The following is a 24320-nucleotide window of genomic DNA, read 5'->3' as shown; positions in this document are numbered from 1 at the left end:
ATCTGCACTTTTGCTTAAAAGATCAAAGCTCCCTTCGGGGAGCCTTTTTTGTTTGGTGAAGCGCAGATTTTATGCTTAGTTCATTATGTTCGCTGAAATATAACGGTGATTTAATCTTGGTGATGGGAGAGGGGTGCTGTTGCCAGCAGTCCGAGGTGGAGATCAATGAAGAAAATTTTATTCAGCTGTGCCGTGGCTTTGTCTTGCTTCGTGACAACTTTGGCTAATGCCGCCGAGCAGGTAACTGTTTTTGCCGCAGCCAGCATGAAAGATGTGATTGAAGAAGCAGCCAAGCAATTCAAAGAAAAAGACGGCATTGATGTCGTTGCATCATTTGCTGCATCGTCCGTTTTGGCTAAGCAGGTGGAAGCGGGCGCGCCTGCATCGATCTTTGTATCTGCCGATCTCGACTGGATGGATTATTTGCAAGAGCGCAAGCTGATTGAAGATGAAACACGCGCCGTTATTGCAGGCAATGCGCTGGTGATTGCAACTCATAAAGATAAAGCCGACAGTGATCTGGAAAAGCTGTTAGGTGCGCGCTTTGCAATGGGCGATCCGTCCAATGTGCCAGCCGGTAAATATGGCAAGGCAGCGCTTGAGCATTTGAACATCTGGGGCAAAGTTGAAGGCAATGCCGTTTTTACTGAAAATGTGCGCGTCGCCTTGCAATATGTCAGCCGTGATGAGGTCAATGCAGCGATTGTTTATGCGTCCGACCGTGCGGTTACAACGGATCTGGTGGAAGCCTATCGTTTTCCGGCTGATAGTCACAAACCCATTCTTTATCCGGCCGCTTTGGTTAAAGGTGCCGAGGGTAAGGGTGGGAGCGATGAAGCCCAGGCTTTTCTGGCATTTTTGGAGAGCGATGCCGGACAGGCCATCATCGCAGATAAAGGTTTCGTCAAGGCGGCTGAGACAGGTCAGTGAATCTTACACCACAAGATTGGCAGATTATAGCTCTGTCGCTCAGGGTCGCATTAACTGCGATCCTGTTTGCATTGCCAGTGGCCTTTGCAGTTGCTTGGGTGTTGGCACGGTTTAACTTTCTCGGCAAAAGCTTTGTGCAGGCCGTAGTCACTATGCCACTAGTGCTGCCGCCTGTGGTGACGGGTTATTTACTGCTGATTGTATTTGGCAGCAAAGGGGCGCTTGGCGCGCCTTTACAGGAGTGGCTGGGTGTAAGCCTTGCATTCCGCTGGACCGGTGCTGCTTTAGCGGCCGGAACAATGGCATTTCCGCTGCTGGTTCGCCCGATCAGATTGTCGATTGAAAATCTCGATCAAGGCTTGGAAGAAGCAGCGCGCACATTGGGTGCAAGCTGGATGACCGCCTTTTTAACGGTGACTTTGCCAGCGCTTTTACCCGGCATTATTGCCGGTGCGGTGCTTGGCTTTGCCAAAGCACTGGGCGAATTTGGGGCAACCATCACATTTGTTTCCAACATTCCGGGGCAAACGCAAACATTGTCCTTGGCGATTTATTCTTTGTTGCAATCACCAAGCGGCGATAGTGCAGCGTTTAAGCTCATTTTGGTTTCGGCTGCACTTTCTATTTGCGCGGTGATATTGTCCGAATGGTTTCAGCGCAAATTGTCGACAGGTGCAAAATGACGGGTCTTGTTGTTTCGCTGACCGGTTTTAATGGTGCTTTTCCGGTGACGGCGAATTTTACTGCCGATCAGGGAGTAACTGCCTTGTTTGGTCATTCGGGGGCTGGAAAAACCACGCTGTTGAAGATGATTTCCGGCACCTTGCGCCCCGCTTCAGGGCGCATTGCCATCGGCGATCATGTGTTGTTTGACAAAGAAAAAGGCATTTTTCTACCCCCTGAAAAACGCCGCATCGGCTATGTTTTTCAGGATGCGAGGCTTTTTCCTAATATGTCGGTTGCCCGCAATCTGACCTATGCGCAATGGGCGGGGAAAAGACGGGGGGCTGGCAAAAGACGCGCTTCGCACTCATTTGATGATATTGTGCAGCTTTTGGGGCTGGAAAATTTGCTCACCCGCAAGCCAACGCATTTGTCGGGCGGGGAACGCCAGCGCGTGGCAATCGGCAGGGCGCTTTTGTCTGAGCCGGCATTGTTGCTGCTTGATGAGCCCTTATCCTCGCTTGACCGGATGCGGCGGCAGGAAATTTTGCCCTATTTGGAAATGCTGCGTGATGAAACCGGCGTGCCGATTGTTTATGTCAGCCATGAGATTGATGAAGTGGCGCGCCTTGCCGATACGCTGGTGTTGTTATCGGGTGGAATTGTTGTTGCAAGCGGCCCCGTGGCTGAGGTTTTCCCGTTGATTGATAATCAGGGTGACGGAAGTGGGGTGCTATTGGAAGGTGAAGTGACGGATTACGATGCGTCTTATCAGATAGCAACGATTGATCTGAACGGCACTGCTTTTCAGCTCACCGATCAGGGCGTTGAGAAGGGGATGCGGCTGCGTTTACGCATTCGTGAGCGCGATGTTTCGATCGCGCGAAATAAGCCGGAAGGTTTAAGCATCCGCAACATACTGCCGGTAAAAATCACCGCTATTAATGACGAAAGCGGCTCTTTTGCACGTCTCACACTTTCCTATGCTGGACAGCAAATGGGAGCAAGATTGACACGTAAATCCGTGGCAGATTTGTCATTGCAAGCGGGCGATGATGTTTATGCGATGGTGAAAGCCGTTTCAGTTGACAGAACCGCATTGCGTTAATGCGATTTTATTGCTCCATTTGAAGCATAGCTGGAGCATGGAAAATGACTGATTTGACGAACTGGACGCCGCGTGAAAAACCGCAACGCATAATTTTGGACGGGCAATATGTGCGTCTGGAACCATTAGATGTCGATCGCCATGGCGATCAGCTTTACGTTGTCTCATCGGTTGCTGATGTCGATCAGCGCTTTCGTTATTTGTTTGATGAGCCACCGGCAAGTCGTGAAGACTTTACCCCTTGGCTGGAAAAAAGTGCGGCAAGCACTACAACGATGTTCTTTGCTGTCATTGACAAGAAAACGGGCTTGGTTGCAGGGCGACAGGCTTTGATGCGGATTGAGCCGCAATATGGCGTGATTGAAATTGGCAATGTCTATTGGGGGCCTGCCATTTCGCGTCAACGCGGGGCAACAGAAGCACAATATTTGTTTATGCAATATGTGTTCGATGGTTTGGGCTATCGTCGCTATGAGTGGAAATGCAACAATGATAATGAGCCTTCCAAGCGCGCGGCCTTGCGTTTTGGCTTCACGTTTGAGGGCATATTCCGTCAACATATGGTTGCCAAAGGGCTTAACCGCGACAGTGCGTGGTTTTCAATTATCGACAGTGAGTGGCCGGCTTTGAAGCGCGCTTATCAGGCTTGGCTCAGTTCTGACAATTTTAACGAAAACGGTGAGCAGATCCGCAAGCTGGAAAGCTTTATTAAGGCGGAACAAAGCGCCTGAAGAAGGAGCTTGCTCTGAGGCACGCAATCATGCAAGAAAATGGCAGGCCAAGTTATAAGCAGGCCTGCCAATATTGGCATCTGCTTGACGCATGATTTTATGCCCTTGCCGGAGGAGAGATAATGAACAAGCAACAGTCTGGCAAAGCACAGCAGAACAATAAAACAAAGCCTGAATGGCAGGGGCCTGCCATAGCAGCTGCCTGCATCATGTTTGGTTTTGCGTTTTTTGGCTATTTATTACCGCCGATCATGCTTTGGCTTGGCGAATATTCACTGGTAGCTGCCGCCGTTTTCGCGGTGCTTTTTGTTCTGGCATTTTTTGGTGTTTTCTGGCTCCGTGCCCGCAGCCAGAAATAGTTATTTATCCAAGCAAGGCAGCGGCAAATAGCAAGGCGCCGACAAGGGTAATCAGCAGCGCTGCCCCCGCTTCAATAAAAGCCTGAACGCGGAAGGACATGGCCTTATGTCCCATGAGTTTTAGCACAACATTTTTAGCAGTTACCGCTAGTGTTGCCAGCACTGCAACGGTTAAGAATGTGCCGAAGGCCATTGCAAAAACCGAAATCAGACCACCGATCACCAAACCGTTTAACAAAGCAAAAGTCAGCACAATCAAAGCACCTGAGCAGGGGCGCAAACCCACAGCCATGATTGCCGACCATGCGGTTTTCCAGTTGAAATCACCGCTTAATTGCGACGGATCAGCCATATGGGCATGACCGCAGGCAGCGCAGTTTAATTCACTGCCGACAAAAGCATGATCAAAACCTGTTTCTTGCGCTTTGCTGGCGCTGTAATTGAGGCGCACCGGTTTGGCACTGCCAAAACTTTGTTTTTGTGCAGCAGTTGAAAGCGAGCTTGTCGCGATAGCGGTTTCAGGGACTGCGACAACCGGGCTGATGGTTGGCGGATTACCTTTGATCAGCACCGGTAATTTGCGGCAGAGCAACCAGAAACCAAACAACATAATGAGCCCGAAACTCGCAACTTCCATGAAGCGGGCAGTGTCATTGATGCTTATGCCGGTGCCACGCAGCACAAACCAGCCTAATCCCACGACGAATATCGCCATCAAAGCCTGCAACAGCGACGAGATGAAGGATAGTAAAATGCCACGTCGCAAGGCGGTTTCATTGGCAATCATATAAGAGGAAATCACCGCTTTACCATGGCCGGGGCCGGCTGCGTGAAACACGCCGTAGACGAAAGAAATGCCGATGAGAATATGGGCATTCCAAGGGCTTTCACGCATGGCTTTCAAAGCATTGGTCATTGCCAGATAGAAAGCGCGCTGTTGCTCGTTGAGCCACAGGATCAGATGCGCGAACGGGCCGGTGGGTGTTAAGGCTGCTTCATTGGTGCCGATACCAAGTGAAGATTGGGCCAAAGCATATTGGGAGGAGACAAAGAGGAGTAGCAGGCTGAGTATATAAAAGATACGCTTCTGCGGCATTACTTCTTGGCTCCGCAGCTTAACTCTAAACGGGTGGCGAATATTTTTGACATATTAGTCCCCATCGGATCATTGAAAAATGCGTCTGTTAAAGTGCCTTGATTTTGCGCCAGTGCTTCATCTGGATCAGGGCGCACGACCACTGCATGGCACCCTTCTGGCAGACCATCGACATGCAGGTCTTCATCCGTGAGAAAATCAATGGCTGTATAGAAAGTCGGGTCATAGATGCCGAAGCTGACAACATGGCCGGATTTGACATTCAAAGGCTGTGCAGGTTTGGTTTCAAAAAGTATCAGCAGCTGATTATCAATAAAATCAGCACGTAAATTTGTTGGTTCATGCATTTTGACATCATGGCTGTTGTCCATAATGGTCTGGAAATAATTGAACTCTTGCAATGAATCGCCGATTGTTTTCGACAAGGTGTCGAGCTCGCCTTGATCAAGAATAAGATCGCCATTCTTGTCAAATTCCATCAGCACTGTGCTGGAAAACACATCATCAAAGCGCCAGACATGGGCTAAATGTTCCACCATACCGTCTTTATCAATGGATAGTTCCAGTCGTGCATCTGCAAAGACATGCGGATGGGCATGAGCGGGAAGCCACACCATCGTGGAAGCGGCAACCATCGTGATAAAACCGGCAAAAAGCGGTGTTGAACTTGTGTTCCGCAGAAGAAAGCTGAGCATTAAGGAATCCTGAAAGAAGGCGCATATCAAACGTGCTGAACGCGGCGGAAGTGAGGCTGGTGTTATAAAAACTCAAGCCATTATCTGGCATTTTATATTGCCGCGTTCTTGTTGAAAATGCTTTGTCATCCTTGTCGGGAAGCGTTCTCATTATGGTCTTTGAACCACTGGCTTAAAAAATCTACCAAGGCGCGCACTTTGGCTGGCAAATAACGTTTATGGGAATAGACCACATAAATTCCGCCATCGGTAAGCCGGAACTCATCCAGCACCGAAACTAATGTGCCTTTGGCGATTTCTTCTTCAGCCACAAAAACCGGCAGCGAGCAGAAGCCCAAACCGCGAAGGCCTGCATGTTTGGTGCTGATCGGGCTGTTGACTTCCAAAGGACCGCTGACGGAAACCGCAACCGCTGAACCATCAGGATTGCGGAAATACCAGTTATTGCGTGAACGGCTGTTGGTATCAATAATGCAAGGGCGACTGGCCAGATCTTCGGGGCGCTCCGGTCTGCCTACGCGCTCAATCAGTTCCGGTGAGCCGCAAAGCACGGTGTGAAAAGGTGCCAGTTTTTTGGCAATCAGCGATGAATCCTGTAGCCGGGTGATACGGATCGCCAGATCAAAACCTTCTTCCACCAAGTCAACAAAGCGGTCATCAAGGCTGACATCCAGGGTGATTTCCGGATGTGCCAGACAAAACTCAATCAAAGATTGACCGATCACGGCATCAGCAAAGGTGCGCGGCGCGGAAAGCTTGATGCGTCCGCGGGCATCGCCGCTGCTTTCAGACACGGCATCTTGCAGATTTTCAATATCACGGATGATCTCAACCGCACGGTGATAATAAGTGTGCCCTGCCTCGGTCAGCGAAAACTGACGCGTGGTGCGGTTGAGCAGACGTGCGCCGAGCTCATCTTCCAATTCGCGCACATATTTGGAAAGCAGCGCTTTGGAACGGCCGATTTTACGGGCGGCAGCAGAAAAACCTTCCGCCTCAACCACATCAATAAAAGCCCGCATACGGGTGAGAGTGTCCATTGATCGCTCCTGTTATGAGGCTTTAGCGTGAAGAATTTGTTTGGCTAAGGCTATGAGAGCCATATCGCTATGGCGCGGGCCGATCAGTGAAATGGCAAATGGTGCCCCATCCACCATGCTTAATGGCAGCGTAATTTGTGGCAGACCGGAAAGACCGGACAAGCATAAAAGTTGCAAGGCTTGCTCGCGGTAAATCTGCTGTTGTTCAAAAGGTTCTGCACTTAATGGCGCAATGCCCGGAACGGTTGGCAGAACTAGTACGCCATCATCGCCCAATATATCTTCAAACTCTGCAATAAAGCGCGCGCGTCTGAGCTGCTGTGCAGCCAAGTCATGGGCGTTTACGTTTGCACCATAAGCAAAACGCTCTGCCACACCTTTGCTTAAATGCTTGTCGCCTGATGATATCCATTTGCCATGACTTGCCCAGGCTTCGGCACCTTGAATCTGACGGAAGCACAGATAAAGCTCGGCGAGTGAGCTGGTTGGCTGGGATGCCGGTTTAAGGTTGGTGAACTGGTCACGCACCATTGTAAACATGGCCCTATAGGCATCTGCCGATTGCTGATTGAGCAAAAGTTGCTCTAAAATTGGCATGAAGAATAGTTTGGTCAATGCTGTTTGATGCCGATCTTCACCAAGCAGTGCAGCGCCAGCCTTTTGATAGAGGTCGATGTTTTTGGCAAACCAGCCGACGGTGTCGAGCGAAGGCGCAAGCGGCATCGCGCCTTTTTTGGAAATACGGCCATGGGTGGTGCGTAAGCCGATCAAGCCACAAAAAGCTGCCGGTGCGCGGATTGAGCCGCCGGTGTCGGAGCCTAAGGCAATATCTGCAAGGCCACCGGCAACAGCTGCGGCCGAGCCGGAGGATGAGCCGCCGGTCACGCGTGAAGGTGCAGCTGCATTGATAGGGTGGGGGAAATGATCATTTTGCCCCATCAATGAGAAAGCCAGTTCATCGGTTTGGGTCTTGCCGATAAATTGTGCCCCCTGATCCAGCAGTAATTGCACGCAGGCCGCATTATTGGAGGCAGGTTTTGATTCGGCAGCCTTCACCGGATTGCCACAACCTGTGATGAACCCCTGAACGTCAAATATATCTTTAACGGCGAGTGTGGCGCCTGAAAGGGAGCCGTGCGCGGCATGAGCCACCTCGGCAGAACTCGTATTGACGAACGCATTATAAGGATCGAGAGCCGCCATTGTTCACTTTCCGCTAAAAAACCGTGTTGCTTTGTTCAGTGTACTGCGGATTTAATGCCGGAGGGAAGCGCTAAATATAGAAAAATCATAAGCTTTTACGGTGTTTTGCCCTTTTTTGAGACTTATTTGCATCAGTAAGAAATCTTAAAAAAATTAATTTCATTAACCGGATATTTGTCATTGAATGGACATGATTTATCTCTTATATCGCAATTGCCCAAAGTCGCACGTGCCTGTGGGTGTCCGCCGGTCCTCAAATGGTGAGGGAAAACCGGTACGGTACCTGGACCTAACCGCTCCAGTTGATCTGATGGCCAACCGCCAGATCAAGGACATCTTGAAGCAACGACGGTGCGGGCCTTTCTGGTGTCTTTCGGCTGTCCAAAAGTCGGGAACTCAAAGAGGCACACCTTCATTGCCGGTAGTGCGGAAGCGGTTAACTCTTCCAATCCAAGGCAGACAAAGCGGAATAACGCTTAGCGGCGTTGTCCCATCATCGCTATGAACTTTCACATGATTTCAGTGTCTCCAAAGGCTGGTCTCGTGCGGGAGCTTTCATACTTACTTTGTCCCTTCGTGAAGCGGTGCGCTAGAAGTACGCCCGCATGGGAGTTTGTACTATGGCTACACAGCGTATTATTGATTTTCTCGACACCCGCCGCCCTGAAGGCCCATGCCTCGTGCTGGATCTGGATGTTGTGCGCGAAAACTATCTCGGCTTTGAAAAAGCATTGCCGGAATCCCGTATTTTTTACGCAGTTAAAGCAAATCCTGCACCGGAAGTTCTGCGTCTTCTGGCTTCCCTTGGCTCATGCTTCGATACTGCATCGGTTGCAGAAATTGAAATGGCGCTGGATGCAGGTGCAACCGCCGACCGTATTTCTTATGGCAATACCATCAAGAAAGAGCGCGATATTGCGCGCGCTTTCGCTCATGGCGTTGATCTCTTTGCTGTCGATTGCGTTGAAGAAGTTGAAAAAATTGCCCGCGCGGCACCAGGTTCCCGCGTGTTCTGCCGTGTTTTGACCGATGGTGAAGGCGCTGAGTGGCCGTTGTCACGTAAATTTGGTTGCGTGCCGGCTATGGCTGTTGATGTGTTGCGCTCAGCAAAAGAGCTCGGCCTTGATGCTTATGGTGTGTCTTTCCATGTCGGTTCACAACAGACAGATCTGAGCTCATGGGATCGCGCTTTGGCCGACACTTCCATGGTGTTCCGCGAATTGGTAAAAGAAGGCGTCAACCTTCGCATGGTCAATATGGGCGGCGGTTTCCCGACCCGTTATTTGAGCGATGTGCCAACCGCACAGGCCTATGGCATGGCGATTTTTGATGCTCTGAGCAAATATTTCGGTAACCGTCTGCCGGAAACCATTATCGAACCAGGCCGCGGCATGGTTGGTAATGCCGGTGTGATCAAGGCAGAAGTGGTGCTGGTTTCGCGCAAAGCCGATAATGACAATGTGCGTTGGGTTTACCTCGACATTGGCAAATTCGGCGGTTTGGCTGAAACCATGGATGAAGCGATCCGTTATCAGATCGTGACACCACGCGATGGTGATGAAATGCAGCCATGTGTGCTGGCAGGGCCTACCTGCGATAGCGCGGATGTGATGTATGAAAAGAACCCTTATCCGCTACCGGTTTCACTTTCGATCGGTGACGAGGTTCTCATCGAAGGCACCGGTGCTTACACCACCACTTATTCAGCCGTTGCTTTCAACGGTTTCGAGCCACTCCGCTCTTACGTGATTTAAAAAACAAGCCGCCTGACACAATCAGGCGGCTTTTTTCTTGGGTGCTTTTTCTATTTGTAAATTGAACAAATTGTCTGCCGGTCATATATAGGTCTGAAGAATTCATCAGGACGGCGGAAGTAAGCTTTGTAATTTCGCTGATGCTTATAAGACCATTGGCCTGCGATCATGTTTAGGCTATATCGCCAGGTAAATTGACGTTTGACAGAAGGACATATCATGGAAAAAGCCGATATTGGCATGGTTGGGCTTGGCGTGATGGGTTCTAACCTCGCACTGAACATTGCTGAAAAAGGTTTCCGCGTTGCGGTTTATGATCGTGATCCGGCCGTCGTGCGGCAGTTTTACAAAAATGCCGGTGCGCTGAGCGATAAAATCATTCCTTGTGAAAGTTTTGAAGCGCTGGTGGAAAACACCCGTCAACCGCGCCCGTTCATCTTCCTGATCAAAGCAGGTCAGCCGGTTGATGATGAAACCGCCCGTTTGCGTCTTCTGCTCGATAAGCAGGATATCATTATTGATTCCGGCAATTCCGATTATCGCGATACGGTTCGCCGTCTAAAAGCGCTTGGCCCCAATGACCCGACTTTTGTTGGTATGGGCATTTCCGGTGGTGCGGAAGGTGCGCGCCATGGTGCGTCCATGATGGTGGGCGGCACCGAAGCTGCATATGAACGTATTGCACCGGTTTTGAATGCTGTCGCTGCACAATATGAAGGTGAAGCATGTGTTGCCCTGATGGGGCCGGATGGTGCTGGTCACTTTGTTAAAACCATTCATAACGGTATTGAATATGCCGATATGCAGATGATTGCCGAAATTTATGGCGTGCTGCGTGATGGTCTCGGCCTTTCTGCACCTGCGATTGGTGATATTTTTGCCAAATGGAACGAAGGCGCACTCAATTCTTATCTGATTGAAATCACGGCTGAAGTGCTGCGCACACAGGATCCTGAATCCGGACAGGCGATGGTCGACATCATTCTTGATGCGGCTGGCCAAAAGGGCACCGGACGCTGGGCTGCCATTGAAGCGCAGATGATGGGTGTTCCGGCATCTGCCATTGAAGCAGCCGTTGGTGCGCGTGCCGTTTCCTCGATGCGAGCAGAACGTGCCTTGGCTGAAAAGACCTATGGCACTGCCGATCACACGGTAGAGCTGGAAGATCAGGCCGCGTTCATTAATCAGTTGGAACAAGCATTGCTGGCCGGAAAAATTGCTGCTTATGCGCAGGGTTTTGTGGTGATGCAGGCCGCGTCTAAAGAGCATGGCTGGAATATTCCATTGGCAACGGTTGCCCGCATCTGGCGTGCCGGTTGCATTATTCGCTCGCAGTTTCTTGATGATATTGCCAAAGCGTTTGATGAAGGTGAGGCCGATAATCTGCTGCTGACACCGGCTTTTGTTGAGAAAATGAAAGCGTCATCGGGTGCTCTTCGTCAGGTGGTCGCAAAAGCAGCTTTGAGCGAATTGCCTATGCCGGCATTGAGCGCTGCTTTGAGCTATTTTGATAGTTTCAAACAGTCACGCGGCACAGCCAATCTTATTCAGGCGCAGCGTGATTTCTTTGGCGCGCATGGTTTTGAACGCCTTGATAAACAGGGCGATTTCCACGGTCCTTGGGGCGCGTGATATAAACTGAACTGAAATTGAAATTGAAAAAGCCGCTGATTGTGTCAGCGGCTTTTTTATTAGAGCATAATTCCTTAATCTTGGATCAATTTAAGGTAAAATTATGCTCTAATTTTAAAGTGTCAGAGCGACCTTATTGTGCCAGGTCTGGCTCTCGGCGCTCTAATCTTGTAAGATCAGCAGGTCGTGGGCGGCAAAGGAGACTTTCACCTCGTCGCCACGTTTTGGCGGTGCCACCGCCGGATCATTGAAACTATCCAGCGATAATTGATTCTGTCCGAGCTTCACCCGTGTTCTGATCACTGAGCCCAAGAAATGCACATCTTCAATCGTGGCAGGCACTGAAACATCCAGCGGCTTCTGATTGTTGAGCCGAATGGCTTCCGGTCGCAATGCCAAAGTGACCGGCGCTTTATCGGCTACACCGGTGATTGGCTGCGGCAATTTAATCAGATTGCCATCCAGATTGATCTGGTTGGCGGAGAGATTTTCCACATGACCTTCCAGCATATTGAGCGTTCCGACAAAGGATGCAACAAAGCGCGTGGATGGCTGATTATAGATCTCGAACGGAGTGCCAACCTGATCGGCCTTACCTTCATGCATCACGACGATTCGGTCAGAAATCGACAAGGCTTCTTCCTGGTCGTGGGTGACGAAGATCGTGGTAATGCCGAGTTTTTGCTGAATGGCGCGAATCTCTTCGCGTAAAGAAACGCGGATTTTTGCATCAAGCGCAGAAAGCGGTTCATCAAGCAACAGCACTTGTGGCTTGGTTGCCAAAGCTCGCGCGAGTGCCACACGCTGCTGCTGACCACCCGACATTTGATAGGGATAGCGGTCGGCCAGATGCTCAAGCCGGATCAGGCTCAGCATTTCTTTAACCGTTGCATCGCGCTCCTGCTTGGATTTACCGGCAATACGCAGGCCAAAAGCCACGTTTTGCGCAACTGTCATATTGGGAAACAGCGCATAAGCCTGAAACACCATGCCGATATTGCGTTGGTTGGGTTTGAGATCAACCACATCCTTACCGTCAATTTCGATCATGCCGCGGTCAGGTGTTTCAAAACCGGCAATCATACGCAAAACGGTGGTTTTCCCGCAGCCCGAAGGGCCTAAGAAAGAGACAAATTCGCCTTTTTCAACGGCGAGATTGAAATCATGCACCACCGTATTGGTGCCAAAGCTTTTTTGTAAGTTTTTTAAATTTAAAAAGGCCATGAGATGAATTACCCGCCCGTGGTTTTGAATTTGTTGAGGCGTGAGACAAGCTGGATCAATGCCATACTTGCCCATGTTATGCCAAATGCAATAATGGCGAGTGCTGATGGTTCATAGGCGCGGTTGGCACCGACAAGTTGCAGATAAGGCCCGAAAGCCGGACGGTTGAGAAGGGAGGCAAGGGTAAATTCGCCGATCACAATCGCAAATGTAATAAAAGCACCGCTCATCACGCCGGAAAGCACATTCGGGAAAATAATCCGTAACATGATTGTCGGCAGCTTTGCGCCCATGCTTTCAGCGGCTTCCGTTAGCGTGCGAACATCAATCGTGCGCATGGCCGTATCAATGGCGCGGTACATATAAGGCAACGACAAGGTGACATAACCGAACATCAACAACAGGTCAGTTGCCTGTGTCGAGGCGGTAAATGGCAACCATGATGATGAGTTATAAATGCGCAAATAGCCGAAAACGATGACGATGGCCGGAATGACCAATGGCATCAGCGTGATGAATTCGATTACTGGCCGCAATTTTGGCAAACGCAAACGCACCCAATAGGCGGTTGGCACCACCAGCAGAATGCCGAAGATAATCGTCATGATGGCTAAGAGTATCGAATAGCCGAAGGTTGACTGAAAATTCGGATCGGTGAAAACAACGCGGTAAGCATCAAAAGAATATTCACCGCGACGCATACGAAGCGAAAATTCAAATGTACCGATCAGCGGCACCAGAAAATAAATCGCGCCGACCAGAAAAGCGATCCATGCACCAATGCGTTGCGGGGTGAAATAGCGGGTCTTTTTCATCGCTGCCACCTTTCCGCACGCATACGCAACCAAATATAAAGCAGGTTGGAAATGCCGGTAATAACAATCATGCCGAGCGCCAGCGCGTAACCTAAGTTTTGGTTATGCAGTACGTCGCCGCGAATCTGTGCGTAAAGCATGATCGGTACGATGTTGAGTGTTGAGCCGGTCAGGGCATAAGCCGTGGCAATGGCACCAAAAGCATTGGCAAACAGCAAAAGCGATGTGCCGAGCAGGCTTGGCCAAAGGATAGGAAAGGCCACCATACGCCAATATTGCAGCTGGTTGGCACCCAAAATCGACGCAGCTTCACGCCATTCTTTTTTCAAACCGTCTAAGGCGGGAGTGAGAATCAGCACCATCAGCGGAATTTGGAAAAACAGATAGGTGAGGGTGAGGCCGAAGAAGCTTAAAAGATTAAAGCCGGTGCCATAAAGATTGAAGCCGAACCATTCGCGCAGAAGAATCGTTACAAAACCTGTGCGGCCAAGGGTTGCCAGAAAGGCGAAAGCCAGTGGCACACCGGCAAAGTTGGAGGCAACACCTGAGAAGGTCAGCACTGTCGGGCGCAGCCATTTGGGCAAATTACCAAGCACAATCGCCCATGCCAGAAAGAAGCCGATCACCGCGCCACCCAATGCGGAGGCAAAGCTGATTTTGATCGACACCCAATAGGCGCTTAAAATATTGGCCTGAAACAGATCAATAATATTCTGTAAGGTGAAATTGCCTTGCCCGTCCTGAAAAGCGCCGACAACCAGAAACATGGTCGGCCAGAGCAGAAATAAAATGGCAAAAAGGAAAAAAGGCGTGACTCCCACCCAAGCAAAGGAAAGTTTTCGTTTGCGTTTTGGTAAGGTAGCTGGCTCGCCGTCGAGATAATCGTTGCTGATTGCGTTCATGCTGTTCTTTTAAGAGAAATCCTGCGGCTTGCAAAGACAAGCCGCAGGACATGAGGATTAGCAAATATTATTGTACATTGGCACCGACAACGCTATCCCAGTTTTTAGTGATAGCAGCCTGTGATTTTTCCAGCTCTTCCAGTGAAGGGAAGACAGCTTTCTCGTAAGCTTCTGCCGGTGGCAGTTTGTCGAGCAGATCCTGTGGAATCTTGCCTTCTTTTGCCAGCGCGTTAAAGCGAATCGGGTGGCAGTAGCCTTTCAGGTAACCGACCTGACCTTCATCGGAATAAAGATGTTCCATCCAGAGTTTGGCTGCATTAGGATGCGGTGCATAGGCACTGATGCCCTGCACGTAAACGCCTGCAACAACGCCGCTTTTTGGAATGATAACTTCAACTTCCGGATTGCCGTTCAAAGTGTCACGGTCGGCCAGCGCATTGTAATCCCAACGGATAACAATCGGGGTTGAGCCTTGTGCCAGCGAAGCGGCTTTACCGATAACAGGAACGAAGTTGCCGGCTTTGTTAACGTCACGGAAGAATTCCAGACCCTTTTGAGCTGCTTCTTCACCGGCTGCGCCACCAAGCGAGAGGCCTGCTGCGTAAACGCTCAAGATCGCTTGTGTTGAGGCGCGTGGATCGCCGGAATGCGCAACCGCATTGGCAAATTCAGGCTTCAACAGGTCTGCCCAGTCTTGTGGCGCATCTTTGATGATGTCTTTGTTAACTTCAAAAGCCAGCACGCCGTAATAGTCGCCATACCAGTAGCCTTCTGCGTCCTTGGCATCATCAGGGATCGAATCCCATGTGGACACTTTATAAGGCTGCAACAAACCGTCCGCTTTAGCGGTGGTGCCGAAGGTGAAACCGACGTCGATCACGTCAGGAGCCTGCGGGCCTTTGTTGTCTTTATTGGCTTTGATAGCTTCAATTTCATCGCCCGAGCCCGCATCAGGGTTCAGTTCGTTGACTTTAATGCCGTATTTATCTTTGAAACTCTGAATGATTTCGCCATAGCCGCACCAGTCGTGTGGCAGAGCGATTGTAGTAAGCTCGCCTTCGGCTTTTGCCGCTGCGATCAGTTCTTCAGAAGGTGCGGCGGCCGCAACGGACACACCTGCAACCGCAATTGCAGTCGATAATGACAATAAACGCGCTGCATGAGACAACATAGTTAAACTCCCTGTTCAGGCTTGAGTTTTATGGCACTGGTATGATTCCAATGCTCATATTGAATCCGATAATCACACTGCATGACACCTGCATGACATTTTTCGTAAATGCATTGCGGTTGCATGAAGGGCACCGGTTAAACCCAAGGCTGCCGTAAAGTGAACCATGTTTTTTCATGCTTAGCAATCAGGCTTTAGTCGTCAAAACGGCCGGTGGGGTGCCGGCTGTTTTGATTTTGTGCCGTTTTTTTAATGGCCTCCGCCACCACCGGCTGCTTTATCAGGCTTTTTGGCCAGTAAACAAAGTACAGCCAGACCGCTGAACAGCACCGTTAAGATGTGGAAAACATCGATGAAGGACAAAAGTGTAGCCTGTTGATGCACCATGCCGCTGAGCTTTGAGAGCGCAATTGTTGCGCCATCAAGACCGGCTGCATTAAATTTTGCGGTCAAATTGCTCAGCATATCTTCGGCTTCGCGGTTACCCCAGCGAATATGCTCAGCAAGGCGTTGATAATGCATGGCATTCCGATCGGTGAGAATCGTATTGATAACCGCCAGGCCAACAGCACCCCCTAAATTTCGTGTCAGGTTAAACAAGCCTGCCGCATTTTTGAGGCGTGAAGGCGGCAGCGTACCCATCGCCAGATTGTTGATCGGTACCATGCAAATCATCAATGAACAGCCGCGCAAGATTTGCGGCAGTAATAATTCGTAGAAATCCCATTCGGCTGTCAGGCCGGTGACCAGCCATGTTCCGGCACCAAAACCGATGAAGCCGACCATCATCATGTGACGCGGATCCATTTTATTGGAGAGAAAACCTGCCAATGGCGCGGTCATAAACATGGCAAGGCCGGAGACAAATAGCGCTTCACCAATCATGAGAGAATCATAGCCGCGCACTCGTCCGAGATAGAGCGGATAAAGATAGGTCAGGCCATAAAGCCCGACCCCCATAACAAAGGAAAACAGCGAACCAAAAGCAAAATTGACATTTTTAAAGGCACGCAGGTCAACTATGGGTTCTTGTGCCGTGAATGCACGATAGAAGAAAATTACAGCTCCGGCCGTCAGCACGATGGACATGACAAAAATGGTCTGGTCATCCAGCCAGTCATTGCGCGGGCCTTCTTCCAGGACATATTCAAGCGAACCCAGAAAAGCGGCCATACCGGCCAAACCCCACCAGTCAAATTTTGACAAAAGGGATTTGTCGCCTTTATCGAAATCAATCAGTTTCCATGCGGCGACGGCCACGATAATGCCGGGAATTACATTGACCAGAAACAGCCAGTGCCACGAGAATGTATGGCTGAGATAACCGCCGATAGTAGGCCCGATCGTTGGTGCCATGGTGGCGACAAGGCCGATCATCGGCGAGACGATTGAGCGTTTGGACGGGGGAAAAATAGTATAAGCTGCCGCAAATACGCTTGGAATCATACCTCCGCCGATAAAACCTTGCAGCGCGCGATAGACAATCATCTGCTCAATATTGGTGGCGGTCGCACATAGAATACTGGCAAGCGTGAAGCCCGCAGCAGATAATGTGAAAAGCACACGGGTGGACATCAGGCGGCCTAAAAAACCTGATAGCGGGATCATGATGACTTCCGCGATCAGATAGGAGGTCTGAACCCATGAAATTTCGTCAGAACTGGCGCCAAGGCCAGCCTGAATTTCGGCCAGAGAGGCCGAGACAATCTGAATATCAAGGATAGCCATAAACATCCCGAAAACCATCGCCATAAAGGCGATAGCTTTTTTAGGATCGATGCGATCATCGGGAACCGGCAATGATCCGGCAGTAATGTCGGCGGCCATAATGACGCGCTCCGTTCAGGCTTTTATGGTCAAATCAGGCTTATTGAGCAGGCGAAGTGCGGGTGTCGATATCAACCACCACGCTTAAACCGGCACGCAATTTGCCTGATGCAACGGCGTCCGCAGGAATGGTGATCCGTACCGGCACACGCTGGACAATCTTGGTGAAATTACCGGTCGCATTTTCCGGCGGCAGAAGTGAAAATACCGCACCCGAGGCCGGTGCAATGGAGGTGACAGCGCCTTCAAAAACCTGCCCCTTCAGAGCATCAATGGTTATGTGTGCTTTTTCACCACCATGTATTTTGGCAAGTTGAGTCTCCTTGAAATTGGCTTCAATATAGAGCTCATTAACCGGAACAAGCGCTGCGATACGCTGGCCTGCATTGACCAGATCACCGGTTTTGGCCGAAAGATTACCGATCACGCCGTCAAAGGGTGCTCTTAATGTGGTAAAGGAAAGATCGCGCTCTGCCTTGTCGCGGGCAAGCTCCAGCGAGCGGGTGGTGCTTTCTGCTTCTTTATATTGTGCTTCCAAAACACCGATATTGGCTTTTGCTGCTGCGATTGTTGCATCTGCGCTGGCGACATTGGCTTGTGCCTGATCTAAGGCAGAAATGGCATTGTCGAGATCAGAGTTTGAAGCGATACGGGTACTGTGTAACTGGCGGGTGCGTTCCATCGCCGATTTGGCATTGGTCAGTACGGCTTCAGCAGAAAGTTTACCGGCTTCTGCTTGTTTTAAAGTGGCTTTTGCTGCCAGTGTCTGGGCATTAATACGCAACAATGTCTGCTTTTGTGTTTCAAGCTTGGCATTAGTTTCATCCAGTGCAATGCGGTAATCACCATCTTCAAGGATGAAAATCGGATCGCCAACTTTAACCGCTTGGTTGGCGTGAACCGGAATCGCTTCAATATAGCCGCTGACTTTCGGCGAGATAGCCGAAATATCACCTTGAATATAAGCGTCTTCAGTCGAGACCATGAAACGACCTGTTGTCCACCAATCATAACCATACCAGACGCCGGCGCCGAAAGCTGCAATGATCAGTGCAGGCAAAATAATTCGTTTAGCCACGCCTTTTTTAGCCGGATTTGCAGGTGCGGTTTCGTTATTGGCAGACCCGGTAAGTTTTGACTGTTCCGCGCTTAAGCTCGGAAAAGTGCGGATTTCTGCATCATCGGTTGATGTTTGAACATGCACTGGTGATTGAGCCGTCATGGGAGGGAGCTCTCTTCAAGATATGTCAAAATGAACTGTGATATATGGGAGATATACCGATTGAACCCGTTGGTTCGATGTTGACATAAGATATTGCAGCCCTCATATCAAGAGAAATCGAACCCGCGGGTTCTTAAGGCTTGTATAGTGTTGATTGTCGGGGGCATAGGGATTGCCCCTTGTAGAAAGTGCGCCATGGGTCCGGAAAGCGAAAAGCTTGTCAAAATTAATGATAAGAGCAAAGAGCACCTGACAACAGGCAGCCGTCATGGTGCCGGACAGGATCCGCTCAAGCGGGCGCAGATTCTTGCCGGTGCGCAGGAAGTCTTTTTCAATAAGAGTTTCGAAGCGGCCAGCATGAGTGATATTGCGCGTCAGGCGGGTGTGTCGAAGGGCACGCTTTATGTATATTTTGCCGATAAAGATGCATTGTTTGAAGCAATCTGCTATGAATATCGCCGCGAAATGTTTTCAGAGCTTGCAGCAATTTTGGACAATGGCCCGCATTGCAAAGAACAGTTGATTGAATTTGGCATGCAGATTTCGCAACGCTTTTTGGCTGAATCGGCGGTCAGTGCGCAGCGCATCGTGATTGGTATCAGAGATCGCAATCCGGATGTGACCAGTGGTTTTTATCAAAGCGGGCCGAAACATATGTTGCAGAAAATAGCCGCATATCTGGATCATTTGGTTGAGATGAAGGAATTGGAAATCCCTGATACGCAAATGGCAGCTTTTCAGTTGGTCGATTTATATTTAGCCGGTCTTTATCGCCCACGTTTATTTGGTGTTTTAAGCGAGGAAGATGTTTTTCAACGCATTGAACATAATGTTAAAAGTGCCGTTGAATTTTTTTATAGGGGCTATGCGCCAATTAATGCGTAAGTATATATAGGTATCCCTATAGATTGGGAGCTATAAATTGCTACCTATATTGTGTTTCAGGTCATGTGTTGATCTATTTAAAGTTTATGCTTCTTATACTTTGTATTTAATTTATTTTGTTATCTTTGTTTTTTCTTTTCAAATTAATCGTTTTAAGTCATAAAACGCAGGTTATTTTAGCTGCCACTTATCTAAAGTATTGCTAACTGGCAAAAATTTATGCCTTTAGGGCTCCGTCCATCCTCCCAGGCGTTTGGCCGAGTGAAGTGGCAGTGGTCTGCTCATGTGTCATCATGGTGTGGATTATGTGCTGCTTTAAGCAAGGATATTTATGATGAAATATGATTTAATTCACTTTCCGAATTTTAAGGAAAACTTTTTTGGGCAGAGGTTCAAAGGCGATATTTTAACTGAGCTTCAGCGCGTTAAACAGGAAATCGACTGCAAGCATATTCTGCATGCTTTTTGCAATTGTGCATTTGAAGGTGTGAAGATCGCCGATAGCGACATTACGGTTGTTATTACAGCGCCTTCTAAATGGGTAGAGCGTTATTCGGCAAAAAACTATTTTGCTATTGATCCGCTTTTTAATGACAATATTCCTGTTGTCACGACGGGAGATTGCGAATTGATGCTCGATCTGGGCGGGCAGCATTATGATAATCCGGACATAACCGCGATGTATAATGATGCGACCAAACATGGTGCTGGTACGCTTTTTCTGGCGGTGTCGGCGCATTATGCCAATGGTATTGCCGGCTGTTCGTTGTTTTCATTTGATGAAGGTGAGGAAGACCGCTGCACATTTATCAATCGAATGCGCCCAGCTTTGTTGAAGGCCAGCAAGGAATTGCATATGGCTTTGGCCGGGCAGGGGATTTCACAAACATCTCAAGCCGCACTGCTGACAGCGCGTGAGATCGAGTGTCTGACATGGGCAGCCATCGGCAAAACTGATGGTGAGATTGCCGATATTCTATCTATCGCCCGCTGGACGGTGGTGACTTATTTGCAAAATGCCAAGATTAAGCTTGGTTGTTCCAACCGCACGGCAGCGGTTGCGGCGGCTTTGACATTAGGCATTATTAAAGAGCCGGAAGTGTCGCATCTGATTTAAATCTGATGAAAAGAGCGGTTGGCGTTTTATGCAGCCGCTCTTTGACATGCTATCAAAATCTTTATGCCGCAGCCTGACATTGTGCACAAAGGCCGCGCAGTTCCAATGTGGTTTTGGCCGGTTTGAAATTATGCTGGGCGCCCCATTGGCGTACGCGATCTTCAATCAGCGGGTCGGCAAATTCATCCACTTGGCCGCATTTTTCACAAATGGCGAAAGCGGTGATGCCGTGTGCAGAACAATGCGGATCGGCACAGGCAACAAAAGCATTGAGGCTTTCCACACGGTGCACCATGCCAAATTCCAGCAGCTTATCCAGCGCCCGATAAATTTGCAGCGGAGCGCGAATGCCCTCATCGCGTAATTGATCCAGAATCGTATAGGCGCTGAGCGGGGCTTCAGCCTTGCGAAGAACGTCAAAAACAAGAGATTGATTGCGCGTCAGCTCGGTTGCGGCGTGATGATGATGTGCACTCATTGTTTTATATCCGTTTCAACATTCTTTTGTTTAATGATAGCAGGCTTAGCATGAATATGCCAAAGGCCGCCACCACGATCGACGGGCCTGATGGCGTATCATAATGGAGCGAGCCGAAAAGCCCGCCGGTCACAGCCAGTGATCCGACGAGCGAGGCAATGACAGCCATTTTTTCAGGGGTTGTGGCAAAGCGGCGTGCGGTGGCTGCCGGAATAATCAACATGGCCGTAATCAGCAAAATGCCGACAATCTTCATCGCAATTGCAATGACAACGGCAAGCAAAATCATGAAAACGGCCTGTGACAAATCAGGGTTCATGCCTTCCGCGCGTGCCAGATCTTCATTGACGGTTGAAGCCAGTAGCGGCCGCCAGAGAAACGCCAGAATAGCAAGCACAACAGCACCACCACCATAGATCAGCAAAATGTCCATTTTGGAGACGGAGAGAATATCGCCAAAGAGAAACGACATCAGGTCAACGCGCACCCAAGTCATGAAGGCAACCATTACAAGCCCGAGTGCAAGTGTAGAATGTGATAAGATGCCAAGAAGGGAATCGGACGAAAGGCTTTGCTTGCGTTGCAATAGCAGCAGAATCATAGAGATCGACAACGCGACGACGAAAACACCGACAATCATATTAATGTTGAAAAATAATGCGAGCGCTACTCCAAGCAGGGCGGAATGGGACATGGTATCGCCAAAATAAGCCATGCGCCGCCAGATGATAAAGCAACCAAGCGGGCCGGTGGTGATAGCAAGGCCGATGCCGGCAATGAGGGCGCGGGTAAAAAAGTCATCAAGCATGATTGTGCCCTTTGTGATTATGGTGCCCGTCTTCGCTATGGCAGTGATCGGTAATCGTACCATCGCCATGCAAAACCCGTCCGTCAGTCAGATGGGTATGGTCATGTTTGTGTTGGTAAATGCTCAACGGCAAAGCGGCACGCGCGCCAAACAAACGCATATAATCAGCGCTGGCACTGACTTCTTCCGGTGTTCCGCTACAGCAAATATGCCCGTTAAGGCAGAAAACGCGATCCGTTGCGGACATAACTAGGTGCAGGTCATGGCTGATGAGCAAAACGGCACAACCGGTTTCATCACGTACCTTCCGGATAAGTTCATAAAGAACAGCCTCACCATTAAAGTCCACGCCTTGCACCGGCTCGTCCAACACTAAAAGGTTCGGGTTTCGGGCAATAGCGCGTGCAATCAGGGCGCGTTGTAATTCACCGCCGGAGAGATTGGCGATTTGCGCTTTTAATAGATGAGCAATGCCGACTCGTTCCAATGCTTTGAGACTATCTTCTTTGCTGACCTTTGCGGTGAGGGTCATCAGACGCTCGACCGATAAAGGTAAAGTGCGGTCAAGAGTGAGCTTTTGTGGCACATAACCGATGCGGAGATTGGGCTGGTGTGTAACCGAGCCTTCGTCCGGCTTGGTAATATGCAAGGCCATTTTTGCCGTGGTGCTTTTGCCCGAACCGTTGGGGCCGATAAGCGTTACAATTTCACCGGCGCAGACTGTCAGATTAATGTTGCGCACCAGCCAGCGGCCGTCACGAAAAACGCCTGCATCCTTGAGTTCGATCAAGGGCAGGTTTGCGGGCTTTGTCGAGCCGGTATGTTTGGTCGGGCTGGCATGGGGCATAAAATATTTCCGAAAATAGCTTGCGCGTTGTAATTTGTGACGTTATAGCATTACATCGAATTGTTATACAATTACATATCGCAATTAGTGATATGAGTCATGTCTTTTCAAGAGGTTTATTATGAAATTTATGCGTAAATTTTTAATGGCATCGGTTTTGTGTGCCGGCACTGCTTTGGCCATACAGCCAAGCTATGCCTTAACCGATACGGATGTTGTTGTTTCAATCAAGCCTCTGCATTCACTTGTTTCTGCGGTGATGAAAGATGTGGCTGAGCCGCAGCTGATCGTGAAGGGTGCCGGCTCCGGACATACTTATAGTTTGAAGCCGTCGGATGCTAAAATGCTGGAAAATGCCAAGCTCATTTTTTGGACAGGGCCTTCGATGGAAATGTTCTTAAGCAAACCATTGGAAACGCTTGGCACCAAAGCGCAACAAATTATGCTGGGTGAGGTGAGTGGTCTGACCACCTATGGTTTCCGTGAAGGCGGCGCTTTTGAAGGTCACGACCATGGTGACGGTGAGCACGATCACGGTAACAATAACAGTAGCATTCACGAGCACGAGCACGAGCACGGGCATGGGCATGGGCATGATCATTCTCATGAACACGGCCATGACGCTCATATCTGGCTTGATCCTTCCAATGGCGAAACGATGGTTGAGGAAATCGCCAATGTTTTAAGTGAGGCAGATCCGGCCAATGCAAAAACATATCATGCCAATGCGGATAGTTATAAAGAGCGTATCGCAAAGTTGGATAAAGAGCTGAAGGATGAGCTCGCGCCTGTAAAAGCTAAGCCCTTTGTCGTTTTCCATGATGCGTATCAATATTTTGAAAAACGCTATGGGTTGAATACGGTTGGCTCAATCACTGTTAGTCCGGAAAATGCGCCGGGTGCAGCCCGTATAAAAGAGATACATGACAAAATCGTCAGCCTTAATGCTGTCTGCGTATTTTCAGAACCGCAATTCGAGTCACGTTTGTTGCAAACAGTGATTGATGGCACATCGGCTAAGACCGGTATTCTAGATCCGTTGGGGGCAGAGCTGAAAGACGGGCCAGATCTTTATCTGAATTTGTTGCGTGATCTGGCCGTTTCACTGAATAAATGTCTTAATTAAAAAGCGCTGCAATCGCCGGATTGGCGCTTTGCTCTAAAGTGCGATTGTCGAGAACATCGGCAATCGCCTTGCGCACGTCGAGCATGACGTGGCGCACTTCACAAAATTCTTCATTGCAATCGTCACAAGGGCGATAATCCGTTTTGCTGGCGCAGGAAATTGGCGCAAGTGCACCATCAAGCACACGTATAATATTGCCAATGTGAATCTCATTGGCCGGACGGGCAAGACAAAAGCCGCCGCCTTTCCCTTTTCGGCTGTTTACAAAGCCGGCATTGCGCAGTTCTGTCAGTATATTATCCAGAAATTTGCGCGGTATCTGATGTTTGGTGGCAATCTCCCCAACCGATACCAGAGTGTCCTGTTCTGAAGTGGCCAGATGGATCATGGCTTTCAGGCCATATTTCCCTTTTTTTGTTAGCATTGTACTGGACTCCCTTATAATACCCGCAATTTCAGGATTAGGAGCAATAAGCCTCCGGTACAAGCCCTTTATATATAGAGCAGGCGTTACCCTACTAATTGGGGATAGGTAGCCGTAGTTCCGATTCCTTTACTGGTTCTGGTTTTTGGTTTCGTTTTGGTTAATTTCATTCGTTTTCCCTGTTGAAAAGAATTTTGTATTATTTGTGAAATTGTCGTTGACAGTTTTAGTTTGGTTGCCCTATAAGGCGAACAACGAGGGCG

At 49.4% G+C, this 24320-nt stretch carries 24 protein-coding genes; 10 read left to right on the top strand and 14 right to left on the bottom strand.

From position 1 onward, the window contains the following. Nucleotides 1–165: 165 nt before the first annotated feature. The 5 genes from modA to FHS77_RS09995 all read left to right on the top strand — a co-directional run bounded on the left by modA (nt 166) and on the right by FHS77_RS09995 (nt 3791). Entirely contained in the window at nt 166–930 is a 765-nt protein-coding gene (gene modA, locus FHS77_RS10015; RefSeq protein WP_184222924.1) for a molybdate ABC transporter substrate-binding protein, read from the top strand. After that, nucleotides 927–1613 carry a molybdate ABC transporter permease subunit gene (gene modB, locus FHS77_RS10010; protein WP_184222922.1) on the top strand — a complete coding sequence of 229 codons (687 nt, stop codon included), beginning with the start codon at nt 927–929 and terminating at the stop codon, nt 1611–1613. The genes modA and modB overlap by 4 nt, the downstream gene beginning before the upstream one ends. Next, nucleotides 1610–2701 carry a molybdenum ABC transporter ATP-binding protein gene (gene modC, locus FHS77_RS10005; protein WP_184222920.1) on the top strand — a complete coding sequence of 364 codons (1092 nt, stop codon included), beginning with the start codon at nt 1610–1612 and terminating at the stop codon, nt 2699–2701. The genes modB and modC overlap by 4 nt, the downstream gene beginning before the upstream one ends. A gap of 44 nt (nt 2702–2745) precedes the next feature. Continuing rightward, nucleotides 2746–3432: a GNAT family N-acetyltransferase gene (locus FHS77_RS10000; protein WP_184222918.1), complete on the top strand. Its 687-nt coding sequence runs from the start codon at nt 2746–2748 to the stop codon at nt 3430–3432. Between the two features lie 122 nt (nt 3433–3554). Next, nucleotides 3555–3791 (top strand): hypothetical protein, encoded by a 237-nt coding sequence (locus FHS77_RS09995; RefSeq protein WP_184223069.1) that lies wholly within the window; start codon nt 3555–3557, stop codon nt 3789–3791. A 4-nt stretch (nt 3792–3795) separates the two neighbouring features. Here FHS77_RS09995 and FHS77_RS09990 read toward each other — a convergent pair whose 3' ends face one another. From FHS77_RS09990 to FHS77_RS09975, 4 genes are all read right to left on the bottom strand, one after another. Continuing rightward, complete coding sequence (locus tag FHS77_RS09990) at nt 3796–4887, bottom strand: nickel/cobalt transporter (RefSeq protein ID WP_184222916.1); 1092 nt, start codon at nt 4885–4887, stop codon at nt 3796–3798. Next, nucleotides 4887–5522 (bottom strand): DUF1007 family protein, encoded by a 636-nt coding sequence (locus tag FHS77_RS09985; RefSeq protein ID WP_246431292.1) that lies wholly within the window; start codon nt 5520–5522, stop codon nt 4887–4889. Before FHS77_RS09985 ends, FHS77_RS09990 begins: the two co-directional genes overlap by 1 nt. Before the next feature lie 185 nt (nt 5523–5707). After that, the gene (locus FHS77_RS09980) at nt 5708–6622 is read right to left on the bottom strand and encodes a LysR family transcriptional regulator (protein WP_184222911.1); all 915 of its coding nucleotides are present in this window, start codon (nt 6620–6622) and stop codon (nt 5708–5710) included. Between the two features lie 12 nt (nt 6623–6634). Next, nucleotides 6635–7825 carry an amidase gene (locus FHS77_RS09975; RefSeq protein WP_184222909.1) on the bottom strand — a complete coding sequence of 397 codons (1191 nt, stop codon included), beginning with the start codon at nt 7823–7825 and terminating at the stop codon, nt 6635–6637. A 620-nt stretch (nt 7826–8445) separates the two neighbouring features. Here FHS77_RS09975 and FHS77_RS09970 point away from each other — a divergent pair. Further along, nucleotides 8446–9579 (top strand): type III PLP-dependent enzyme, encoded by a 1134-nt coding sequence (locus tag FHS77_RS09970; RefSeq protein ID WP_184222907.1) that lies wholly within the window; start codon nt 8446–8448, stop codon nt 9577–9579. Between the two features lie 219 nt (nt 9580–9798). Further along, nucleotides 9799–11211, top strand: coding sequence for an NADP-dependent phosphogluconate dehydrogenase (gndA, locus tag FHS77_RS09965; RefSeq protein ID WP_184222905.1), 1413 nt, complete (start codon nt 9799–9801; stop codon nt 11209–11211). Nucleotides 11212–11373: 162 nt separating this feature from the next. On the opposite strand, the gene FHS77_RS09960 is transcribed toward gndA, so the two are convergent. The 6 genes from FHS77_RS09960 to FHS77_RS09935 all read right to left on the bottom strand — a co-directional run bounded on the left by FHS77_RS09960 (nt 11374) and on the right by FHS77_RS09935 (nt 18372). Next, nucleotides 11374–12435, bottom strand: a complete 1062-nt coding sequence (locus FHS77_RS09960; RefSeq protein WP_184222903.1) for an ABC transporter ATP-binding protein — start codon at nt 12433–12435, stop codon at nt 11374–11376. 8 nt (nt 12436–12443) lie between these two features. Then, nucleotides 12444–13250 (bottom strand): ABC transporter permease, encoded by an 807-nt coding sequence (locus tag FHS77_RS09955; RefSeq protein ID WP_184222901.1) that lies wholly within the window; start codon nt 13248–13250, stop codon nt 12444–12446. After that, nucleotides 13247–14152: an ABC transporter permease gene (locus FHS77_RS09950; RefSeq protein WP_184222899.1), complete on the bottom strand. Its 906-nt coding sequence runs from the start codon at nt 14150–14152 to the stop codon at nt 13247–13249. Before FHS77_RS09950 ends, FHS77_RS09955 begins: the two co-directional genes overlap by 4 nt. 67 nt (nt 14153–14219) lie before the next feature. Then, complete coding sequence (locus tag FHS77_RS09945; RefSeq protein WP_184222897.1) at nt 14220–15323, bottom strand: ABC transporter substrate-binding protein; 1104 nt, start codon at nt 15321–15323, stop codon at nt 14220–14222. Nucleotides 15324–15572: 249 nt separating this feature from the next. Further along, complete coding sequence (locus FHS77_RS09940) at nt 15573–17150, bottom strand: DHA2 family efflux MFS transporter permease subunit (protein ID WP_184222895.1); 1578 nt, start codon at nt 17148–17150, stop codon at nt 15573–15575. Nucleotides 17151–17190: 40 nt separating this feature from the next. Further along, on the bottom strand, nt 17191–18372 hold the full coding sequence (locus tag FHS77_RS09935; protein ID WP_184222893.1) for an HlyD family secretion protein: 1182 nt from the start codon (nt 18370–18372) through the stop codon (nt 17191–17193). Nucleotides 18373–18567: 195 nt separating this feature from the next. Here FHS77_RS09935 and FHS77_RS09930 point away from each other — a divergent pair, with 195 nt between their 5' ends. Beyond that, nucleotides 18568–19257, top strand: coding sequence for a TetR/AcrR family transcriptional regulator (locus FHS77_RS09930; protein ID WP_184222891.1), 690 nt, complete (start codon nt 18568–18570; stop codon nt 19255–19257). A gap of 334 nt (nt 19258–19591) precedes the next feature. Beyond that, nucleotides 19592–20374 carry a LuxR C-terminal-related transcriptional regulator gene (locus FHS77_RS09925; RefSeq protein WP_184222889.1) on the top strand — a complete coding sequence of 261 codons (783 nt, stop codon included), beginning with the start codon at nt 19592–19594 and terminating at the stop codon, nt 20372–20374. A 61-nt stretch (nt 20375–20435) separates the two neighbouring features. Here the strand turns inward: FHS77_RS09925 and FHS77_RS09920 are convergent, their stop codons facing one another. Genes FHS77_RS09920 through FHS77_RS09910 form a run of 3 tightly spaced genes read right to left on the bottom strand, consistent with a single transcriptional unit; the run spans nt 20436 to nt 22507 of the window. Continuing rightward, the gene (locus tag FHS77_RS09920; RefSeq protein ID WP_184222887.1) at nt 20436–20852 is read right to left on the bottom strand and encodes a Fur family transcriptional regulator; all 417 of its coding nucleotides are present in this window, start codon (nt 20850–20852) and stop codon (nt 20436–20438) included. A 4-nt stretch (nt 20853–20856) separates the two neighbouring features. Further along, nucleotides 20857–21660, bottom strand: coding sequence for a zinc ABC transporter permease subunit ZnuB (gene znuB / locus FHS77_RS09915; protein ID WP_184222885.1), 804 nt, complete (start codon nt 21658–21660; stop codon nt 20857–20859). After that, entirely contained in the window at nt 21653–22507 is an 855-nt protein-coding gene (locus tag FHS77_RS09910) for an ATP-binding cassette domain-containing protein (protein ID WP_184222883.1), read from the bottom strand. The genes znuB and FHS77_RS09910 overlap by 8 nt, the downstream gene beginning before the upstream one ends. Before the next feature lie 121 nt (nt 22508–22628). Between FHS77_RS09910 and FHS77_RS09905 the strand changes: the two genes are divergently transcribed. Further along, a complete protein-coding gene (locus FHS77_RS09905; protein WP_184222881.1) occupies nt 22629–23633 on the top strand; it encodes a zinc ABC transporter substrate-binding protein in 1005 nt (334 codons plus the stop codon). Here FHS77_RS09905 and FHS77_RS09900 read toward each other — a convergent pair. Then, nucleotides 23626–24057, bottom strand: coding sequence for an RrF2 family transcriptional regulator (locus FHS77_RS09900; protein WP_184222879.1), 432 nt, complete (start codon nt 24055–24057; stop codon nt 23626–23628). The two genes, FHS77_RS09905 and FHS77_RS09900, sit on opposite strands and share 8 nt — an antisense overlap. Nucleotides 24058–24320 lie beyond the last annotated feature (263 nt).

It is taken from the genome of Paenochrobactrum gallinarii (assembly GCF_014205685.1).
In the GTDB taxonomy this organism is placed as follows: Bacteria; Pseudomonadota; Alphaproteobacteria; order Rhizobiales; family Rhizobiaceae; genus Paenochrobactrum; species Paenochrobactrum gallinarii.
Note: the sequence above shows the minus strand (reverse complement) of the source record. Positions and strands in the feature narration are given on the sequence as shown.